Annotated in this window: 13 protein-coding genes; 1 reads left to right on the top strand and 12 read right to left on the bottom strand. The window is 54.8% G+C overall.

Annotation, left to right across the window (positions count from 1 at the left end; translation table 11 throughout):
• Positions 1–25: 25 nt before the first annotated feature.
• From ACR9FF_RS01435 to ACR9FF_RS01385, 11 genes are all read right to left on the bottom strand, one after another.
• Positions 26–2806 carry an FtsX-like permease family protein gene (locus ACR9FF_RS01435; RefSeq protein ID WP_435168389.1) on the bottom strand — a complete coding sequence of 927 codons (2781 nt, stop codon included), beginning with the start codon at positions 2804–2806 and terminating at the stop codon, positions 26–28.
• The gene (locus ACR9FF_RS01430; RefSeq protein WP_127497265.1) at positions 2806–3879 is read right to left on the bottom strand and encodes an efflux RND transporter periplasmic adaptor subunit; all 1074 of its coding nucleotides are present in this window, start codon (positions 3877–3879) and stop codon (positions 2806–2808) included. The genes ACR9FF_RS01435 and ACR9FF_RS01430 overlap by 1 nt, the downstream gene beginning before the upstream one ends.
• Positions 3833–4537 (bottom strand): ABC transporter ATP-binding protein, encoded by a 705-nt coding sequence (locus ACR9FF_RS01425; protein WP_201007249.1) that lies wholly within the window; start codon positions 4535–4537, stop codon positions 3833–3835. The genes ACR9FF_RS01430 and ACR9FF_RS01425 overlap by 47 nt, the downstream gene beginning before the upstream one ends.
• On the bottom strand, positions 4537–6042 hold the full coding sequence (locus ACR9FF_RS01420) for an extracellular solute-binding protein (protein ID WP_435168385.1): 1506 nt from the start codon (positions 6040–6042) through the stop codon (positions 4537–4539). The genes ACR9FF_RS01425 and ACR9FF_RS01420 overlap by 1 nt, the downstream gene beginning before the upstream one ends.
• 626 nt (positions 6043–6668) lie before the next feature.
• A complete protein-coding gene (locus ACR9FF_RS01415) occupies positions 6669–7976 on the bottom strand; it encodes a sensor histidine kinase (RefSeq protein WP_435168383.1) in 1308 nt (435 codons plus the stop codon).
• Positions 7973–8653: a response regulator transcription factor gene (locus ACR9FF_RS01410; RefSeq protein WP_435168381.1), complete on the bottom strand. Its 681-nt coding sequence runs from the start codon at positions 8651–8653 to the stop codon at positions 7973–7975. Before ACR9FF_RS01410 ends, ACR9FF_RS01415 begins: the two co-directional genes overlap by 4 nt.
• 84 nt (positions 8654–8737) lie before the next feature.
• The gene (locus ACR9FF_RS01405) at positions 8738–10300 is read right to left on the bottom strand and encodes a PucR family transcriptional regulator (RefSeq protein ID WP_164775583.1); all 1563 of its coding nucleotides are present in this window, start codon (positions 10298–10300) and stop codon (positions 8738–8740) included.
• An 84-nt stretch (positions 10301–10384) separates the two neighbouring features.
• Positions 10385–11380 carry an ABC transporter substrate-binding protein gene (locus ACR9FF_RS01400; RefSeq protein WP_435168378.1) on the bottom strand — a complete coding sequence of 332 codons (996 nt, stop codon included), beginning with the start codon at positions 11378–11380 and terminating at the stop codon, positions 10385–10387.
• A 53-nt stretch (positions 11381–11433) separates the two neighbouring features.
• A complete protein-coding gene (locus tag ACR9FF_RS01395; RefSeq protein ID WP_435168376.1) occupies positions 11434–12312 on the bottom strand; it encodes an ABC transporter permease in 879 nt (292 codons plus the stop codon).
• Positions 12313–12336: 24 nt separating this feature from the next.
• A complete protein-coding gene (locus tag ACR9FF_RS01390) occupies positions 12337–13110 on the bottom strand; it encodes an ABC transporter ATP-binding protein (RefSeq protein ID WP_435168374.1) in 774 nt (257 codons plus the stop codon).
• Positions 13076–14323, bottom strand: a complete 1248-nt coding sequence (locus ACR9FF_RS01385; RefSeq protein ID WP_435168372.1) for an amidohydrolase family protein — start codon at positions 14321–14323, stop codon at positions 13076–13078. The genes ACR9FF_RS01390 and ACR9FF_RS01385 overlap by 35 nt, the downstream gene beginning before the upstream one ends.
• Before the next feature lie 275 nt (positions 14324–14598).
• On the opposite strand from ACR9FF_RS01385, the gene ACR9FF_RS01380 reads away from it, so the two are divergent.
• A complete protein-coding gene (locus ACR9FF_RS01380) occupies positions 14599–15852 on the top strand; it encodes an amidohydrolase family protein (protein ID WP_435168370.1) in 1254 nt (417 codons plus the stop codon).
• Positions 15853–16358: 506 nt separating this feature from the next.
• Here ACR9FF_RS01380 and ACR9FF_RS01375 read toward each other — a convergent pair.
• Positions 16359–18896, bottom strand: coding sequence for a beta-mannosidase (locus ACR9FF_RS01375; RefSeq protein WP_435168368.1), 2538 nt, complete (start codon positions 18894–18896; stop codon positions 16359–16361).
• Positions 18897–19004: the final 108 nt, after the last annotated feature.

Raw genomic sequence — 19004 nt, 5'->3', positions numbered from 1 at the left:
GGCGCCTTACCGTCTGTTGCTTCCATTAACGTTCCTCCCCTAGCTTAACAGCCTGCGTAATGCGGAGACTTCTTAGCTGCCAGAGCAGGAGACAAGCGCCCGCCGCCAGCATGAAGCCAACGGCCGCATAAAGCTTAAGCATATCCTCCGCTTCGAATACAATTCTAAAGGGTGGCACCTGCCTCGCGTTCTCCAGGCTTTTGTCCTGCAGGAACGGCAGGAACAGGCGGCTTGCGAGCTGGCCCAGACCGATCCCCGCGGCAACGGACAGTCCCATCGTGAAGAGCTGCTCCAGAAGCAGCATGCTCGTCAGCTGCAGACGAGACAGCCCCATCGCCCGCAGGATGCCAAGCTGAACCGCCCGGCGCGACAACGCGAAGAACCAGAAAATGAGATAACCAAGCAAGGATACAAGCAGCGAGATCAGAAAGCCGAGGCTCAGGATCCCGAACAAACCGCCTTGAGCGGGGTGATTGCGACGGTCGATCAGCTCGCCCCGCGCATCCCTTACCGAGCTGACTTCGATTCCCCGGTTGGCAAGCGTGTCCAGCACGTTCGCCAGCTTCGCGCCTCCCTTCATGTTCAGCCACACTTCATAAGGCGTTTTCTCCACCTGCTGATAAATATAATCCAGATTCCCGATAAAAAAAGGCGCTTCATCCTCATACAAGCTGGGCCAATACGGAACCACGCCCACCACGACGAATTCCACGGGGGTATTGTCGTAACCGATCTGAATGGTAAGCGGATCTCCTTCCTTCAGGCTGTGCTTCTTCGCAAAAGCTTCGGATACAAGCACCGCCTGCTCGGCCGTGCCTAAAGCATTCAAATAATAATAAGGATGCATCTTGTACAGATCGTTGCGGAACCAGCCGGTTCCGGCAAATGCCGCATTGTCGATGCCGACGACCTGCCCGCTTCCCGCCGACTTGCCGCTTACCTCAACCTTGCCGTTTGCCTTCCATACCCTAGTGGCGGCTTCTACGCCCTGCAGGTTCCGGAATGCCTCAAATGAGGGCTCCGCGTAATAAATTTTGTTCTGGTCATTCTCGTCTTGGACCCCTTCCCACGCAGTATCGAGCACCACGTCGGCGCCGTATTCATACTGCGTGCGGTCCGACGCATTCAGATCCATCGTCCGGGCGGCCGACGAATTGTACACGCCTAGCCCGATCGTCAGAATAAGCAGAATCATCAGCGGGTAAAAGCTTGCCGCGGAACGGGACAGCTGCGTCAGCGTCACATATAGGGTAACCGGCATGCGGCTCCGCATAAGCCTATTCCAATACCGCAGCAAAAGCGGAAACAGCCTGAGGCAGAGCAGACCGGCCGCAAAGATCATTAAAGCCGGCAGGACAAATATAACGGTCTGCAGCGTTGTGTCTCCCCCGCTTCCCGCGGACACAAGGCTGCCGCTTTGCAGCATATACCAGCCTGCGGCGGACAAAAGAGCCAAAGCTGCGTCTATGTACAGTCGCTGCCAAAACGGTTTATCCGCGGAGCTCGCCCGCTTCTGGGCATGCTGGACAACGGAGGCTTCCGCAAATTTGCGAACGGGAGCCGTGGATGCCACTACGGCAAGCAGCGTTGCGGCAGCCCCGAAGAGCAGAGACGTTCCGGTAAAGCCTACCGGTATCGATTTTCGGCCGACAAAAGACAGGAACCCGCTGGACGATCCGATGACCTTCGCCATAAACCAGGCCAGCCCCATGCCGAGCAGCAATGCCGATATCCCCAGCAAAACTGACTCCAGCGCATACAAGGCAGTTATCTGACGGGGACTCGCCCCGCGGCTGTGCAAAACCGCAATGTCGCTGCGCTGCCTCTCCAGCGCCTGCTGCGCATTAAGCGTGATGAAATAGAGCACCATCGCCAGCACCGGAGCAGCCAGCGCGAACAGCATGGCGAGCAGCAGCAGGCTTTGCTTCTGGAACTCATGCAGCATGGTGGCGAAGGAGAGATTCACCTTTGTGCCTGCCAGCATGCCATGCAGCGTAATGTCCAGCCGTCCAAGCTCGCCGATAAGAGGAGCCAGGTCGCGGATCCGGATATTTTGCAGATCAAACGCATAGTACCAGCCGCCGTCGCCCGGCATCAGCTTATTGACGCCAAGCAAGGTTTCGGACATCGTCTTCGAGCTGACCCACAGCGTATCCGCCAGCTTGTCCTTCCCGTCAATCGCCCAGTTCAGATCCGTCTCATTCTTCAGCGTGTAGGAGCCGGTGATGCGGAGGGTCAGCCGTTTTGTCTTGCCGTCCTCGTTTTTGGCGTCGTAAGTAAAGGTATCGCCAATCCTCCAATCATACCGTTCCATCGTGTCGTGCAGAGCCAGCACCTCGATGGCGCCGTCCTGAATCCCGTCTCTTGGCAGCTTGCCATCCGTTAGATTCACCGCATCCGGCACGCCGCTCTGCGTGGCAAGCTCCATTCGAACCAAACGTCCGGCCTGCGCGGAGCCGCCGCTCCGAATCGTGGAGGACGGAAGACTAATTCGGCTGGAGTAGGCTTGGGCCGGGAACCCGATACGATCCGGCAATACCTTCTTCATCCAATTATCCAATTCGCCAAGACCGGACCAATCCGCGTCAGCGCTGCCGTCCGATTGGTATTTCATATACAAGGAAGCGGCCGGCAGGCCTTCCGTCTCCTCCTGCAGCGACTTCGCGACGACCCGCTTCAGCGTGCCGTCCGCGTACATCGGAATGCTCATGGCAAAGGAAGCCGCGACGGTTAAGCCGAGCAGCGTGCTGAGCGTAAACCAGCGGTTTTGCCACATTTTCAGAAATAGAAACTGGAGAATGCGCATTATTTGCCCACAACCTTCTGGCCTTCCTCCAGCCCTTTAATAATCTCAACATCCGTTGAGGTCTGGATGCCGGTCTCGACGTCCACCTCGCCTTTGCTGCCGTCTTTGCCCGCGACAAGCACGTAATGCCTGCTGTTTTGCGTTCTTAGCGAGGATAGGGGAATGGTCAGGGCATTTTCCTTCCGCTGCACGATAACGGACGCTGACAGAGGGGTCCCCCGGCCAAGGCCGTCAGGCAGCTTATCGAGTTCAATGAGGGTATAGGCGTCAAGCGATTCCTCGTCTCCGTTACCGCCCTGCTGCCCATCCTCAACCGGAAGTCTCTTGACTTTGCCCTTGAATTCGCCCACGGCGTTAATATCCACGATCGTTTCCATGCCAGGGGCAATGCTGTCCATATCGTTTGTGTTGAACTGTACGGCAACGACAAGCGAATCCATATCGGCTATGCGGCCAATCGATTCATAAGCCCTCGCCAGATCCCCTTTTTCCGCGGTAAAGCTAACGATTGTTCCAGAATACGGGGCGACCAGCTTCAGACTGCTTAACTCCTCCTTCAGCTCGGCAAGCTCCTCCTTCATCAGCTCGTAATCCAGCTGCTGCTTGCGCAGGAGTACGCTATCCGCGGTTTCGGAGTCGCCCCGCATCGCTTCCTTTAAATCCAGCTCGGACTTCTCGATATCGATTTCCTTACGCCGGATCTGACTGTTCAGGTCTCCCGGATCAAGCTCTGCCAGCACCTGGCCTTGCTTTACCTTGTCCCCGGCCTTCACATAGACGTCCGTGATCCGCCGGTTATCCGTCTCAAAAAATAAGTTCTCCTCCTGCGCGGACAACAGCTTGCCCGAACCGGTCGCTTTCAGCTCAAGCGTCTTCTTCTTGACCGGATATTCCGGCTTCTGCGAAATTTTCGGCACTTTGATTTCCGGCAATGCCTCCTTCTCTTCCTCCTGCGGCATCAGCGAGCAGCCCGCGAGCAAGGCGAACCCAACTACCGCAAGCACCAGGCCTGCCGCCCGTCCTTTCTTACTCCGGCTCCTGCAGCCGGCCGTCCGCCATCTGATAGACAACATCCGCCGCCTCCCATAACGTAGAATCATGTGTCGTCATGCAGATGGCGATTCCTTCCGCTTCGATAATGTCGCGAAAGATAGCGATAATTCTGGCCGCCATCTGCGAATCCAGCTCCGCTGTTGGTTCATCGGCCAGCAGCAATGCCGGTTTATGAGCGATGGCCTTGGCTATCGCAATCCGCTGCTGCTCGCCGCCCGACAGCTCATAAGGACGATGATTAGCCCGCTTCGTTAGTCCCACCAGCTCCAGGCATCGGGCCGTCCTTGGCTTCCATTCCGAGCGGCGCGCCCCGGCCATCCGCAGCGACAGCTCGACATTCTCCCAGGCGGAGAAGAGCGGCAGCAAAGCAAAGGATTGAAAAACAAAGCCGATCTGCCTGCGCCGAAGCATGGTCAACTGCTTGTCGCTCTGGTTCTGGAACGAACGTCCTCGGAAGAAGACCTCCCCCTCGGAGGGCTGATCCAATCCTCCGAGCAGATTAAGAAGCGTTGTTTTCCCCGAACCGGATCGCCCCCGAAGCATCGTCAGCTTGCCGGATTCGACCGTCAGGTCGATCCCCTTCAACACCTGAAGGGGAATACCGCCGCTAATAAAGCTTTTGTGAACGCCGCGCACCTCAAGCAACGGACCCGCAGGCTGCATAAGTTGAACCGCCATTATTCCGCCGCCTCGTCAGCCAGAGCCTTCGTCAGCAAATCCTGCCCCTGCGACTGAATCGCCTTAAGCGCCTCGTCAACGGTTTGCGTGCCCTTTACCGCCTGATCGATCTGACCGGCCGCCATGTTCCCGAAGGACTGGGCAAAGCCTGCCGGCAGCGAGTCCTCCTGCAGCAATGCCTGCTCATTGATTTTCTCGTTATAGAAGGCGTCGATATTCTTGCCGTCCGCTTCGTTCTTGTAGGCTGTTCTGGCCGACAGAGCCGGCGAGGACTTGGAGCTTGTTTTCGCAAGCTGTTCGCCGTTTGCGTACTTCAGGAATTCCCAAGCGGCAGGCAGGTTCTCGGAAGAAGCATTAATCGCAAAAATCGTATCGAGACTCATGCTGCCTGTAGCCCCTTCCTGGGAAGGATCGGTCGGGATCGTGACCAGATCCCAATTCACGTCCTGACCCGGCGCTTTAACGGCTCCGCCGCTGCTTCCCGCCGCTTTGGTTGCCGTGGCTGTGGCTATCTTGACGCCGCCGATTCCCATCATGTTCATCAGCATCGGACCATCCACCGTCATAGCCGCTTGTCCGGACATAAACCGCATCGTTGCCGGCCCAAACGAGAAGGTCGGCTTCCCGCCGCCCATTCCGCGGATCATCAGCCCTCCCTGACCGCCGCCTCCTTGCGAAGAAACCGTGGAAATGCTGCCCGACTTATATCCGTCCACGACCGACTGGACGACAGCCTTCCATTCCGGCGTATCGAAGGATACCGTCTTGGCTTCGCCGTCCGCATAGAGCAGGCCTTTGGCTTCGCCAATCTCGCGGATCAGCTCGAATGAGTCCCGCGTCTGCATGGGAAGGGACAAGCCGTACAAAGCGTCATCCGCTCCGACTTTGTCCAAGGATACGTTGTCGCTGCCTTTTTTCGCGGGGAACCTTGCCGCCAGCTGCAGCACTTCCTCCCAGCTCATTCCATCCGTCGGATACGGGACGCCGTATTTATCGAACAGGTCCTTATTGTAGTAGAGAGCCTGACTCGAGAAGCTTGGGCTTAACCCGTACAGCTTGCCTCCGCCGCGCGCCTTCAAGAGATCGATAACCGAAGGCAGGAACGAATCCAGATCGAATTTGTCCTGTTTGACCGCGGCATCCAAATCGTACAGCTTGCCGTCCTTTGCAAGCTCCGCGTATTGCTCCTCCGTCAGCAGAACGGCGTCCGGCTGCTGCTCCTCGATAAAGCTCTCCATCGCCGCTACAGGATCATCCGCCGACATCGCCTCCTCCGTCGACACGACCTCGAGCTCCACATTCGGGAACATCGCCTGAAAGGCGTTGCCGTACTGCATGTAGAAGGCCTCCTCGTTGAAATAGCCGACCTTCAGCGTGCCTTTATCCTCTCTGTCGAGACTGCCGAATACCGAGCCGGCCTCCTTGCCGCCCCCGGATGTACAAGCCGTCAAAGTCAGGGACAAGGCCAGCAGGCTTGTGGCAAGCCCTCTTCTTTTTCTTCTCACTAACGATCACCCTTCTTTCGTTTAGTAGCTTCAACGGTAAGTATGATTAACGTTTCTTAGAAAACCGTTAGAGAAGCTGAAAGCAGGCTTAAAGGACGATTAAAGGGAGGTAAAAAAGTTCGGGGACCGTCGCCAAGCGGCATTGCGCTGCTCCAGCGCAGGCATCGGCGAGTGCCCCGTGCCCCGTGCCCCGTGCTCCGTGCTCCTTGCTCCGTGCTCCGTGCTCGGGGCACAGGGCAGCATCTCCCCTTTCCGCGCAAGCTTCGTTTGCATGGATCCCGTCGCAGCTCGCGCTTGCAGGCGCCCTTCATCATACACATTGCACATTTTGCAGGATAACGATCCGCTTATAGCCGATTGGAGATCCTATCCTGCACGAAATGCAGGATAACTCGCCTGATGGAGCTTGTTTGCGCTGTTTTCCTCCGATATCCTGCATTCCTTGCAGCGTATTTGGGGTTACCGGGCTAAACGAGGCTCATACGCTGCATTTCGTGCAACGTAGGCGCATGGCGACTCCACGACTTATCCATTCGTGGTTGGGCGCGAGGCATTCGTCGGCGATGAACGAAAAAAACGCCCTCAACTGTCCGCTTGGACAGTAAGGACGTTCTCTTATTTATCATTCATCCAGCAGGCAAAGTCACCAATACCCGCGTGCCGACGGCGGGCTTGCTCTCGATGCGGATTTTGCCGCCGTGGCGTTCGACGATCCATTTGGCAATGGCAAGGCCTAATCCCGTTCCGCCTTCTTGTCTCGTCCGTGCCTTGTCCCCGCGGTAGAAACGGTCGAAAATATGCGGGAGATGCTCCGGCTGGATGCCGATTCCCGTATCCTCGACCTCGAGGTAAACGGTATGCGCCAGCTTGCGGCAGGCTACCCTTATTACGCCGCCCTCCAGCGTATATTTAATGGCATTATCCATTAACACCATAAGCAGCTGATGCAGCCGTTCCTCATCGGCATGGAGCAGGACAGGCGACTCCACTTCGCCGCGCAAAATAATATCCTTCACTTCCGCCAGCATCGTCATCTTGCCGATCCCGTCCTGCACAATTCGCTCCATATAGATAGGCCTCTTATCCAGCTCCAGCTGATTGGAATCGGAGCGCGCCAGCATGAGCAGTCCGCTGACCAGCTTGCCCAGCCGCCTTGTCTCCTGCAGCACCATGGAAATATGCTTGCTGTCCTGCTCGATTGTATGCTCCGGATGACGGAGCAGCAGCTCCGCATGGGCTTGAATTACCGATAAAGGCGTGCGCAGCTCATGCGAGGCGTCCGAGACGAACTGCTGCTGCTTCTCCATTGAGTTGCGGATGGGAATAAGCGAACGGTTGGCCAAATAATAACCCGCCGCAACGGCGACAAGCAGCCCGATAAAACCGCCGAGGAGCAGAATCATCCGCAGCCGGTTCAGCATGCTTACCTCCGCCGATATGTTCGTAAGCAGCTGATGCTTCACGCCAACCTGCACCTCTCCGCCAATGCTGCTGTATATCAACGGAGCAGCCGTTTCCTTGCTGCCGTTAAATACCCGGTAATACTGATCCCCCAGCTTGACCGTCTCGGGATGATCCCCGAAGTTGTCGGGCTGCAGGCGATTCAGATCCTTTTCCCCAAACATGCCCGCCGCGGGTATCTGGATTGGCTTATTGTCCTCCGTCCAGAACAGCTGGAACACCGGACGATTCATCTGGCCCACCTGATAAATGACGGACGGCTTTGTCTGAAGCGACGGCAGAGCCTGCAAGGTCGTCTTCGAGGCAATCCCCGCCACCGTTAACTGATTGCTCACTCCCGTCAGGGATTTGTCAATCTGCGAGAACATCATGTCTTTCATCACAAAATATACAAACGCGTTCAGCGAAATAAGAAGGATGGATAAAACCGCCGCGTTGCGGATCGTCAGCTGCATTCGGGTACGCTTGATCATTGGGCCCTCTCCTTCAGCATATACCCGACTCCGCGGATCGTATGGATATAACGGTCGCAGCCGGAAGGCGTGAGCTTTTTCCGCAAATAATGGACGTACACATCCACTACCCCCGGACTCGCATCCGAATCAATCCCCCATACGCGGTCAAGCAGCTGCTCCTTCGTCAGAATCTGCTCCCGGTTCAGCAGCAGAAACTCAATCAGCTCGAATTCCTTGGCCGTCAGCTTCAGCGCCTCGCCGTTCGCGTATCCTTCCATGAAGTTACATTTAACCGAGAGGCTGCCGTAGGTCAGCTCCCCGTCCTTTGCTCCCCGCAGCTGTCGCCGCATGAGCACGCGAAGCCTGGCCAGCAGCTCCCGCATGGCAAAAGGCTTAATCATATAATCATCGGCGCCCGCATCCAGGCCAAGCACCCGGTCCTCTACGCCGTCCCTCGCCGTCAGCAGCAGAATAGGCACCGCATTTCCTTTTTCGCGCAGCTCCTTCAGCACGGTTACCCCGTCCATGCCAGGCAGCATAATATCCAGAATAATCAAGTCATGAATGCGCTGATCGGCCAAATACAGCCCCTCCAGCCCGTTATCGGCTTCATCGACCTGATAAGCTTCTTCCTTCAGAACCGTCGCGATGGCATCGCGAAGCGGTCTCTCGTCTTCCACCATTAGTATCCGCAAGGCTATCTGCCCTTTCTTCTAATCATAATCGCTCGCCCCATTGTACAGGACCAACCTTAAGAAAGGGTTAGAAATCCGCTACCGCTAATCCGTCATTCGCAAAAATAGTACAGCTAGGCGAAGCTTCATGAAATCATTCGGTTTCTTGAAGTCCAGGCCAAGCAGCTCGCTCATTTTCTCCAGCCTATAGCTTACCGTGTTCCTGTGAACATATAGCTGCCTGGCCGTGTCGCCAAGCAAGCCCTCGTTCCCCACAAACGCTTCCAGCGTTTGAAGCATATCCTGCGCCCCGGTGGAATCGCTGTCGAGCAGCGGCCCCAGAACATGCCTGCAGTAATGACGCATGCTGTCCTCCGGAACAAACTGGAATAAATGAGCCATCTGTATCGTGTCGAAATGCAAAATCTGCTCCCGCGACCGCAGCTTCCGGCTCAGCTTAATCGTTTCCTTGCATTCGTCAAACGCTTCGGCAAACTGCATGGCTGTATCCTTTGGCGTACTAAAGGCAAATTGAATCAACCTATCCTTTGGGCTCACCGCCTCAAGAGAGGACGCCAGCGCCTGTATCGTCCCGGCGCTGGTCACCGGGTAGATCGACAATAGCCCTGCCTCCGTTACAACATGATAGCCCCTTTTATCGCGAATGGCCGGATTGAATTCCAGCTCCTGCCGCACAGCCTTAAGCCGGGTCGGCTTCAACCGGTTTCCTTCCACCTCTTCGGCCGTACATAATACGCAGACGAATCGGCTGTCCAATACATGCACGCCGGCCTTTTCCGCCTGATGAAGCACCGTATCCAGAGAGGCGCCTGCCTCCAGATAATGATTGATGATTGCGCCAAGCTCCTGATGCCAGAATGTCTCCGAGCCATTCTCCATCATCTTGGACAAGTAATAAGCGAGCATCTCCGAGGCTTGATGGAATAATCCCTCCTCGGACTTCGGCAAGTAATCGACCGGCAGCACAAAGATGGCAAATCCAATGCAATCATCCCCATGAAATAACGGCAGCCGATATAATTGCCGGTCAGTCTTCGTTATTCTGCGCGGCTCCGGCTTCCAGGGCCATTCGCCCATCAGCTCCCCCTCCGAGCAGTCGGAGTCATTAAATAGAATGTGGCCTCTTCCGCCCACAATCGCCATCGGGTATTCCATGACCGAAGCTATGCGCTGAAACGGATTATCCGCGATGTCTTGGTAGAGAGCAACCTTCATTAATCGCTTTTGCTTCTCGACGACCCGCTTAAGCCATGACGTATTGCGGTTGATCTCGTCCTGCAGCAGCCCGTTGATCTGATCGGAGAAAGCGAACGGGTAAGGCAGCTCGATTAAAGGAAATCCAAGCGCATCCGCTTCTTCGATAAGCGCAGCGGGCATCTCCGACCAGAACCTGCCCAGCTTAATGCCAAGACCGGCGGAATGCCGCTGATGCAGGCTTCTTATCGTAGCAATGGCATCCTCTACGGAGTCTTTGAATACGTAGGCAGTCGTAAAAAACATATCCCCGTCTTTTGCCCATTGCACAAAGTCGGGAGCATCAATAATATTAAGCGATTTAAGCGGCCGGGAGCCTCCGGCCCTTCCGGCGACCAGCTTTCCTTCGGATAAAGGATAGACGCGCATGGCTTCTTCAACGGTCAATAACATAGAATCCCCTCCCGCTAGCTGTAGCGGCTTAAATAGCCTAAAGGGCTCCCCCATTTGGAGGAACCCGGACTATGCAAGCCCTGACTATTTTTCAGGCAAAAATTCATTCGTGTAGAATTGATCTATTTTCAAATCCTTTGTCACCAGGCCCGCTTCCTTCATCTGACCAAGCAGCGTTGTCCAGCGCTCCTCCGACATGTAACCCGTACCGTGGGAAGCGGCGTCCCCGCCGAATACGAAATTCTTCGCCACGCCTTGCGCATAGGCAAGATGATCGAGGGCGTAATCCTTGTTGTAGCTGTTAATAACCTTGTTCACTTCATCGCCATGCTTATAATAGTAATCCCAGCCTTCTGTTGTGGCTTTTAAGTACGCTTTAATCACTTCCGGCTTTTCTTTAATCATTTTCTCCGTCGTAATGACTACGTTGCCGTAAGGATTATAGCCAAGATCGGCGTTGAGGAACCAATCCACGTCCACATTCTGTGATTTCAGCACAAACGGCTCGTTCGTCGCATAGCCCTGCTGCACGGCATTTTTATCCGCCACGAATCCTGCCAGCGAGCCATTGTAAGCTTGGATCTTTACATTGTTCAGCTTATATTTGTATGCAAGATACTGCCAGTACGGGAAGCCTGTCGCCACATAGACGTTATGGCCGTTCAGATCTTCGATTTTGTTAATGTCCGACCCCTTATGGAAAATCAGATTTTGAGGATTGGTCTGCAAATCCGCGTAGACCGCCACTACCGGGATGCCTTCCTGTCTAGCCAGAATGACCTCGTCGGCTTGGGACATGGCGAAGTCGACTTTGCCGGAAGCCACAAGCTGCACGTTGGATATTTGAGGGCCGCCTTGCTGGATCGTTACGTCCAGCCCGGCATTTTTGTAAATGTCTCCGGATAACGCCGCAAAGTGACCGCCCATCTCCGGCTGCGCGAACCAGCTCATTTGTTGAATGACCTTGGCTGGTTTATCCGGCGAGAAAGCCGCGCTGCTGCCTCCATTGCTGGAGCAGGCCGTTAATGCCACTGCTATCGCAGCTATAAACCCGGTTTTGAATAATAACGACTTCTTCATTGTCATGTCCCCCTATATCCTCATTTAATGGATGCCGATTATTCCTCGCGCAGTTAATCCTTATCCGATCCAATCGCCGACTCATGCCAATGGCGCAGGGTGAAATGGGAGATCGCTGCAACGCTCAGATAGAAAGCCATTCCTAGCAGCGAAGCCGCAATCGTACAGGCAAACAGAAACGAGGTCTGCATCTGCACGGCAGCCGAGGTAATGGCCATGCCTAATCCGCCTTTCCCCCCGCCGATACCGGCTACGAATTCACCAATAATAGCGCCAATGACCGCCATGCCGCTGGAGATTTTCATCCCCCCGAGCATATAGGGCAAAGCGTACGGAAAACGGAGCTTCCAGACGGTCGTCCACGTACCCGATTTATACATCCGCATAAGCTGAACGAGATTGCGGTCCGTGGAGGACAATCCCAGGTTCGTGTTGGAAATAATAGGGAAAATCGCGACGATAAGCGAAATGAAAATGATGGAGTTCATCCCCGGGCCCAGCCAGATCACGACCAGCGGAGCGATCGCGACGACGGGAATGGTCTGCAGCACAACCGCGTAAGGCTGAATCCCCCATCGGATCCATTTGGACGCCATCATCAGCAAAGCGACGGCGGTGCCGAGCAATACGCTAAGCAGGAAGCCGAGCAGCGCCGCCGCAAACGTATTGCCCGCTGCCTGAAGCAGATCCGGGAATCCCTTTAGCGCCGCACGCCAAATATCGGAGGGTGCCGGAAGAAGATATTTGGGCGTATTTAAAAGCCGCACGCCAAGCTGCCATATCGCCAGAAGAAAAAGAATAAAAACAACGGGTGTTGCAGTCTTATAGACGAGCTGCCGGTGTTTCTTCGTAGACCCGCCTATGGACGGGACTCCGTCTTTAGCCATCATGGTCACGGAATTCGTTGTCGCTTGTCCGTTTGCCTGCATCATTACTGTCCACCTCTTTCCGGGCCGTTAGGATAATGTATTGGTTATCAATCGAACCTTTTCTCCAAATACAGGAGAAGTCATAAAGGCATTCGTTCGCGGATACGCCTCTTCAATCGGAACCACCTGCTTGATTCTCCCCGGATGCGCCTCCATCGCTACCACGCGCCCCGACAGATACACAGCCTCAAATACGCTATGCGTAACAAAAACAATCGTCAGCTTGGATTGGCTCCAGATGCTGAGGAGCTCCTCGTGCAGCCGGTGCCTCGTCATCTCGTCCAAAGCGCCAAACGGTTCATCCATGAACAGCAGCTTTGGTTCGGACACAAGCGCCCGGGCAATGGATACCCTCATCTTCATCCCGCCGGACAGCTGGCGCGGATAGCTGCTTGCATACCCCGCCAAGCCAACCTTTTCCAAGGAGGCCATAGCCCGGGCTTTTCGTTCCTCAGACGGGACGCCGCTTATTTCTAAAGGCAGGGCAACATTGGCCAGAACCGTACGCCAAGGCATCAGATTCGCTTCCTGGAAAACGAAGCTTGCTTGCTCTTTGTTGGCAGCGGAACCGGCCTGAAGCTGCACTTGGCCTGAAGTCGCTTGATCAAGACCGGCCATAATGCGAAGCAAAGTGGATTTGCCGCAACCGGACGGACCGACCAGCGAAACAAACTCGCCTTCTCTGATGGAGAGATGAATGCCGCTGAGCGCTAGCGTGCCATTCTCGTATTGCTTAACAACGTCATGGATCCGGATAGCCTCCGCCTCAGCGGTAGTCTCCAAATAAGCTGTCGTATTCATCGGGCGATTCGCTCCTTTCGGGAATGTTGTTCCAAGCGTTATCATTGCTCTTGCCTTGCCACAGGGCTCCGGCAACCGGAAGGCCCGCCTTGCAGACCAACTGCCGCTTTGGCAAAGCTGCCAGCGCATGCGGCGCGTTCAACGCATGCACAAGGACGAAATCCGCCGCATCGCCCGCCTTGAGCTCCAGCGAGCCGTTAGACATCCATTGAAAGACCGAAGCCATGCGGAGGTCATCATTCCATACCTGCTTCTCCGCCAACAGTCTGCCTCGGCGCAATATATCCGGATGACCGTACGGCGTCCATGCGTCCAGTCCGGTATGATCGGTTGCAAGCGATACCTTTACACCCTGCTTCGCAAGCAGCGGAACCGGCGGCATTGCGGTATCGATCGGAACGCTTGTCACCAGATCCATCTCTTCCCCCGCCATTCGGCTTCCAAGTTCCGCAACAAGCCCGGTATCTACCTCGCCAAGCCCATAGGCGTGACTGACGGTCACCTTGCCCTTCATGCCGGCCTCTGCGGAATACTCCAGCATTTTTTCGATGGTATACACGCCTAGGTGACCCGGATCATGCAAGTGTAGATCAATCCGTTTATCAAATTCCGCAGCAAGCTCGAACATGGTGTGCAGGGATAGCTCCACGTGGCGGTCGACGCCAGCCGGATCCACTCCGCCGACCAGGTCGGCACCCATTCGCAGGGCTTCCCGGATGTAAGGCGTGGATTGCGAACGGAGCAGGCCTTGCTGCGGAAAAGCAACAAGCTCGATGGCCATTCTTGAAGCGAAATCTTCTTTTAATTGAAGCATCAGTTCCAGATGGGACAGGCCAATATCCGGATCGATGTCTACATGAACCCTCGCTTCCACCGTACCCGCCGCAAGCATAGCCTCAAGCGTCCTGACGGCCAGCTCCTTGCGGCGGTTCTTGCAGCTTGCCAGCAGCTCCTTTTCCAGCTGGAACTGGTCCAGAATGGAGGAGACCGGCGTCCGGGAAATCCAGCGATCCGGCGGAAAGGCTTTATCGAGATGAACATGGGCGTCCCGGAAAGCCGGCAGCAACAGCATGCCTCGAGCGTTCCACACGGAATCCTCCAGCCCCGGAGCAACCTCGGAGGAATCAAACTTCGCAACACGGCCCTTTTCAATGATCAGCGTTCCTATGCGTCCGTTCATGTTTACTTGCTGAATAAGCAGTCGTTTCTCCATTATGCGATTTCCCCCTGATACCGTTATCGCTCAATTTACTATTTGTTTGTGTGAGGTAAATGGCTTGCGTTCTTTGTCTTACTCGAATTATGCGGGGGATAGCTGTAATCCGTCAATTATGTATGTTAACTTTTATAACACGACATAAAGGAAACCCTTTCAATTGTGCATAGCTAAAAATCGCTTTTCCCAGCCTTTCCAGCTCCTCTCCCCCTCGGCATAATGTTAATTAGCATATTTATATGTAATATAAACTCACACAAAGGATGATCGTTATGCTGGATATTTTATTCGTCAAATCGGCTGGCCTGCATTCGGACTCGCTTCGAGATATTGGTGTAAAGGACGGGAAAATTACGTATATCGCTAATCATTCCGATGCTGCCCCCGAGAGCAAGGAGGTGTGCAGCTTGGATGGAAAGCTTCTGTTGCCCGGTCTGGTAGAGCCGCATATTCATTTGGATAAAGCTTTGCTGCTGGAACGAATGTCCGAGGATATCACGGAGCTTCGCAAAGCTATCGAGGTAACCTCTTGCCTGAAGCAATCTTTTACGGCGGAGGATATTTATGAAAGGGCTATGCGCATTATCGAGCAGGCGGTACGCAAAGGAATTACCCATATGCGTTGCCATGCGGAGGTGGACCCGGTCATTGGGTTAACTTCTATGGAAGCCATGGTGAATCTTAAGAAGCAGCTGAAAGGAATAATCGATCTGCAGGTTGTCGCCTTCCCGCAGGATGGCTTGTTCCATGACGAGGGAATGCCTTTGTTAATGAAGCAGGCCGTAGCGCTTGGGGCCGATGCGATTGGCGGAATTACTTATATGGATGCGGATGTAGGGGACCATCTGGAGTTCGTATTCCGTCTGGCGCAGCAATACGGACTTCCGGTTGACCTGCATGTCGATTTCTCCGATAACCCCAAACAGCTTGCCATTAGAGAAGTGATTGAGGCCACCCGGAAATTCGGAATGAATGGCCAAGTGAGCGTCGGACACCTGACTTCCCTCGGGGCTGCCGGGCATGCGGAAGCCGAGAGAATTGCCGCTGGCATTGCCGAGGCAGGAATTCATGTCATCAGCCTGCCTTTAACCGACTTGTACTTAAATGGTAGAGGAGAACATAAAGGGGATTACCGCGGACTTACGCCAATCTCCTTGCTCCTTAAGCATGGCGTAAATGTGATCTACGGAAGCAATAATGTCCAAAATGCGTTTACGCCGTTCGGGACGACGGACCCGCTGGATGTCGGATTGCTGCTCGCGCAGACCTCTCATTTAGGCAGTGCGAAAGACGCCAGGCAGCTTGTGAACATGGCAACGCACGGATCTGCTGCAGCTCTAGGCCTTTCCGGTTACGGAATCCGCATTGGAGCCGATGCGGATTTAGTCGTCTGCAGCGCCAAAGATGCAAGATCCCTGTTATATGAACGCCCGGAACGCGAGCGTGTTTACAAGAATGGAAGGCTCGTCTCCCAAACGGAGGTCAAGCAGTATAATTGGATGAGCATGGAGGAAACGGTTAGGTAACTCAAAGACCGGCTGACTCCTGACCATGACCGAAGCTGTCCGAGAGGTCCGATCTCCGGTGCCATGCCTACGCCCGCTTCGGCGCTTGAGACCGCCACTATAGCGGCTTTAACGTTCCTAAAGGGCCTTAACCGTTTAACTAACTACTCTTTTTACTTGCTTAAGGTCCCTTAGGGACCTTAACTTCCCATGCCTATGCCCACTTCGGCACTCGAGACTGCCAATATAGCAACGATAAGGCCCTACCGGGGTCTTATCGTTTGTCTTTCTTCCGTTCTTGCCATGCTTAAGACCCTCCCAGGGTCTTATCTCGCTGCACGCAGCCCGTTTCAGCACCAAATTGTGCCTATTACGAATCAATAAGACCCCGCCAGGGTCTTATTGATCGCCTTCCATCGGTTCCCGTGCCGCATAAGACCCTGCCAGGGTCTTATGCGCATCCTCCGGCCGGCCAGCAAAAAAAAGATGCCCCATCGCAAATGCAGCGATGGAGCATCTTATATTCCTTACTTCGCGTAGTTAAACATCGACTGCACGGTTACCTGCCCCGGCGATGCAGGGACGAACAACACTTGATCAGCCGCTTTTTTCTTGAACTGAACCGTTACGGGGATACCCGGGATCAGATCGAAGAAGTTATCCGTAAAGATCCCTTCCTCCTCCGCTTGCACCCAGACCTGCTTGGCCAGCCGCTTGGCCGTTAATATGAAGGCCGTTCCTTCGCTGCCGGCAGCCACTTCCACCGCAATCTCGGGATCCGTAAGCGCAAGCTCCTTCGTGTAGACAAAATAATGCTTGGAGCTCGCCAGCTCATGACCAGCTTGAATCAGGCGTCCGACAAGTACCGTGCCCTTCGGATCAAACACGCCAAGCTGTTCGGCCGATAGAGAGAGAACCGGCTTAGCCGAGCGGGCGCCAATGGCAATCGTCTCGGAGCCCGACTTCAGCAGGCAGCCGTCGAGCTCATGCAAACTCCATTCCAGCACGGCGTCAATGGACTGTCCAAGGTCGGATACGACATGAAGGTTCGTTACGTCCTCCTTCTGGTCGAAGGACAACAAGACATCGGCAAAGCTATTCTTGATCAGATATTGAGCGGCTTTCCATCTGCCGTAATAATCCATGCTCGACCAAGAAGCCACCGGCCAGCAGTCATTAATCTGCCAATACAGCGATCCCATGCAATAGTCCATGCTCCGGCGGTGCGCCTCAATCGCCTGCTTCATCGCTTCGGCCTGCAGCACTTGACTGATATAGAGGAAGGAAGGGAAATCCTTCGGCTGTTTCATGTACCGGTCCGCATAATCTTTGATCAGGAAGTTGCCCCGGCCATTCTTCTGATGATGCAGCATCACCTCCGAATCGAGCGCCATATCCTTCTCTTCCGCATAAGCCCGCACGGTCTTGTATTCCGGGAAGGACTGGAAGCCGTACTCGCTCATGAAGCGCCCGATATTCTGGTTATACTGTTCGAACGGCTCCTGGGCATGCCATACCGCCCAATAGTGGATATCGCCATGCGAGGAGTTGTTGGTCGCATGCTGCTCGCTATTGCCCGTCAGGCGCTGCATCGGCGATGACGGCCAGTATTCAACGTTCGGCGCCATCGCCGACACAACCTCCGGCAGCACCTGATGGAAGACAGCCTCGTAATCGGCCCAGATTTGCTCCCGCTGCTCGGCGGTGTACAGCCGCTTCCAGCCCCAGCCTTTATCCTCCTCGAATTGCGACCAGGCCGCATCAATTTCGTTGTTGCCGCACCATAACGCGATGCTTGGATGGTTGCGCAGACGGCGCACATTGTCCTCCGCTTCCGCGCGCACGCTGCTCAGGAATGCTTCATCGCCGGGATACATGCTGCAGGCGAACATAAAGTCCTGCCAGACCAGAAGCCCGTTCTCATCGCATAGGGTATAGAAAATATCCTGTTCGTAGAAGCCCCCGCCCCATACGCGGAGCATATTGAAGTTCGATTCCACCGCGCTTGCAATCTCGTGGCGGTAACGTTCATCGGTTACTTCGGCGAAGAAGCTGTCGCTTGGAATATGGTTAGCGCCTTTCGCAAAGACGGGTATACCGTTAACCTCGAAGTAGAACGACGATCCATGCTCGTCCGGCTTGCGGATAAGCTTAACGGAACGCAGCCCCGTCACTGCGGAAGCTCGAGCCAGTTCCTCCCGCTTTTGCAAGAGAAGAGCTGTAAACGTATACAAATGAGGCTCACCTAGACCGCGCGACCACCACAGCTTCGGCTCTTCAATTGCAAGCGGCCAAGAAACCGTCTGCGCGCCACTCTCAAGTACGACCTTGCGGGTCCATTCCTGTCCGTTATCGTCATGCAGCTTAAGCTCAAACTCGCCGCCGTGCTCCGATTCCACCGCAAGCTGAACGGTTAATTTTGCCTCAGCCGCCGTCACATCATCCTGCTGCACATACAGATCCGTGATTCGCGCACCGCTCCAGCCCCGCAAATAAACCGGCCGGCCAAGCCCGCTTGTGACAAACCGCGGACCCCAGTCCCAGCCGTAATGATACGGCGCTTTGCGCGAGAATACGCTTACTTTTTTGTCTTCAAGGCCTCCGGTGACAGAGTCGTCATTAGGCGCCGGCAATCCGGGACCGTAAGACTCCAGCTTAGCCAATCCCTCTTCAATCGGGGAGCGGAAGCGAACGTACAAGCGGTTGCCTTTTTCCCGGACGTAAGGCTTCGCGTCAACCGTCCAGGTGCGGAACATATTGTCCGCCGACAAAATTAAAGCATCGTTCAAATAAACGTCCGCGTACGTGTCCAGCATCTCGAACACCAGCTCGAGCTTAGCATGTCCAAGCAGTTCGCCCGGAACGTCGAATACGGACTCGTATTCCCAACCTTTTTTATCAATCCACTGCAGGTCCTTCTCGTTGGTCTGGGCAAACGGCTCGGAAATCAGGCCGTTCTTCAGCAGGTCCGTATGCACGCAGCCCGGCACAAAAGCCGGCTTCCACTCTTGCTCTTCGCTATTCTTAAACGTCCAGTTCGAAATCTGCCACTTCAACTCGCTCATTAGAATCCTCCTAAATATAAGGCCATTGCCAATGGTTTTCGCGTAAATGGATACATTCGACTGTAGTATAACGGAGGTTCGAAACAAATGTATACCACACTAATTTAT

The organism is Paenibacillus glycanilyticus, assembly GCF_051200795.1.
GTDB classification, from domain to species: domain Bacteria; phylum Bacillota; class Bacilli; order Paenibacillales; family Paenibacillaceae; genus Pristimantibacillus; species Pristimantibacillus glycanilyticus.
Note: the sequence above shows the minus strand (reverse complement) of the source record. Positions and strands in the feature narration are given on the sequence as shown.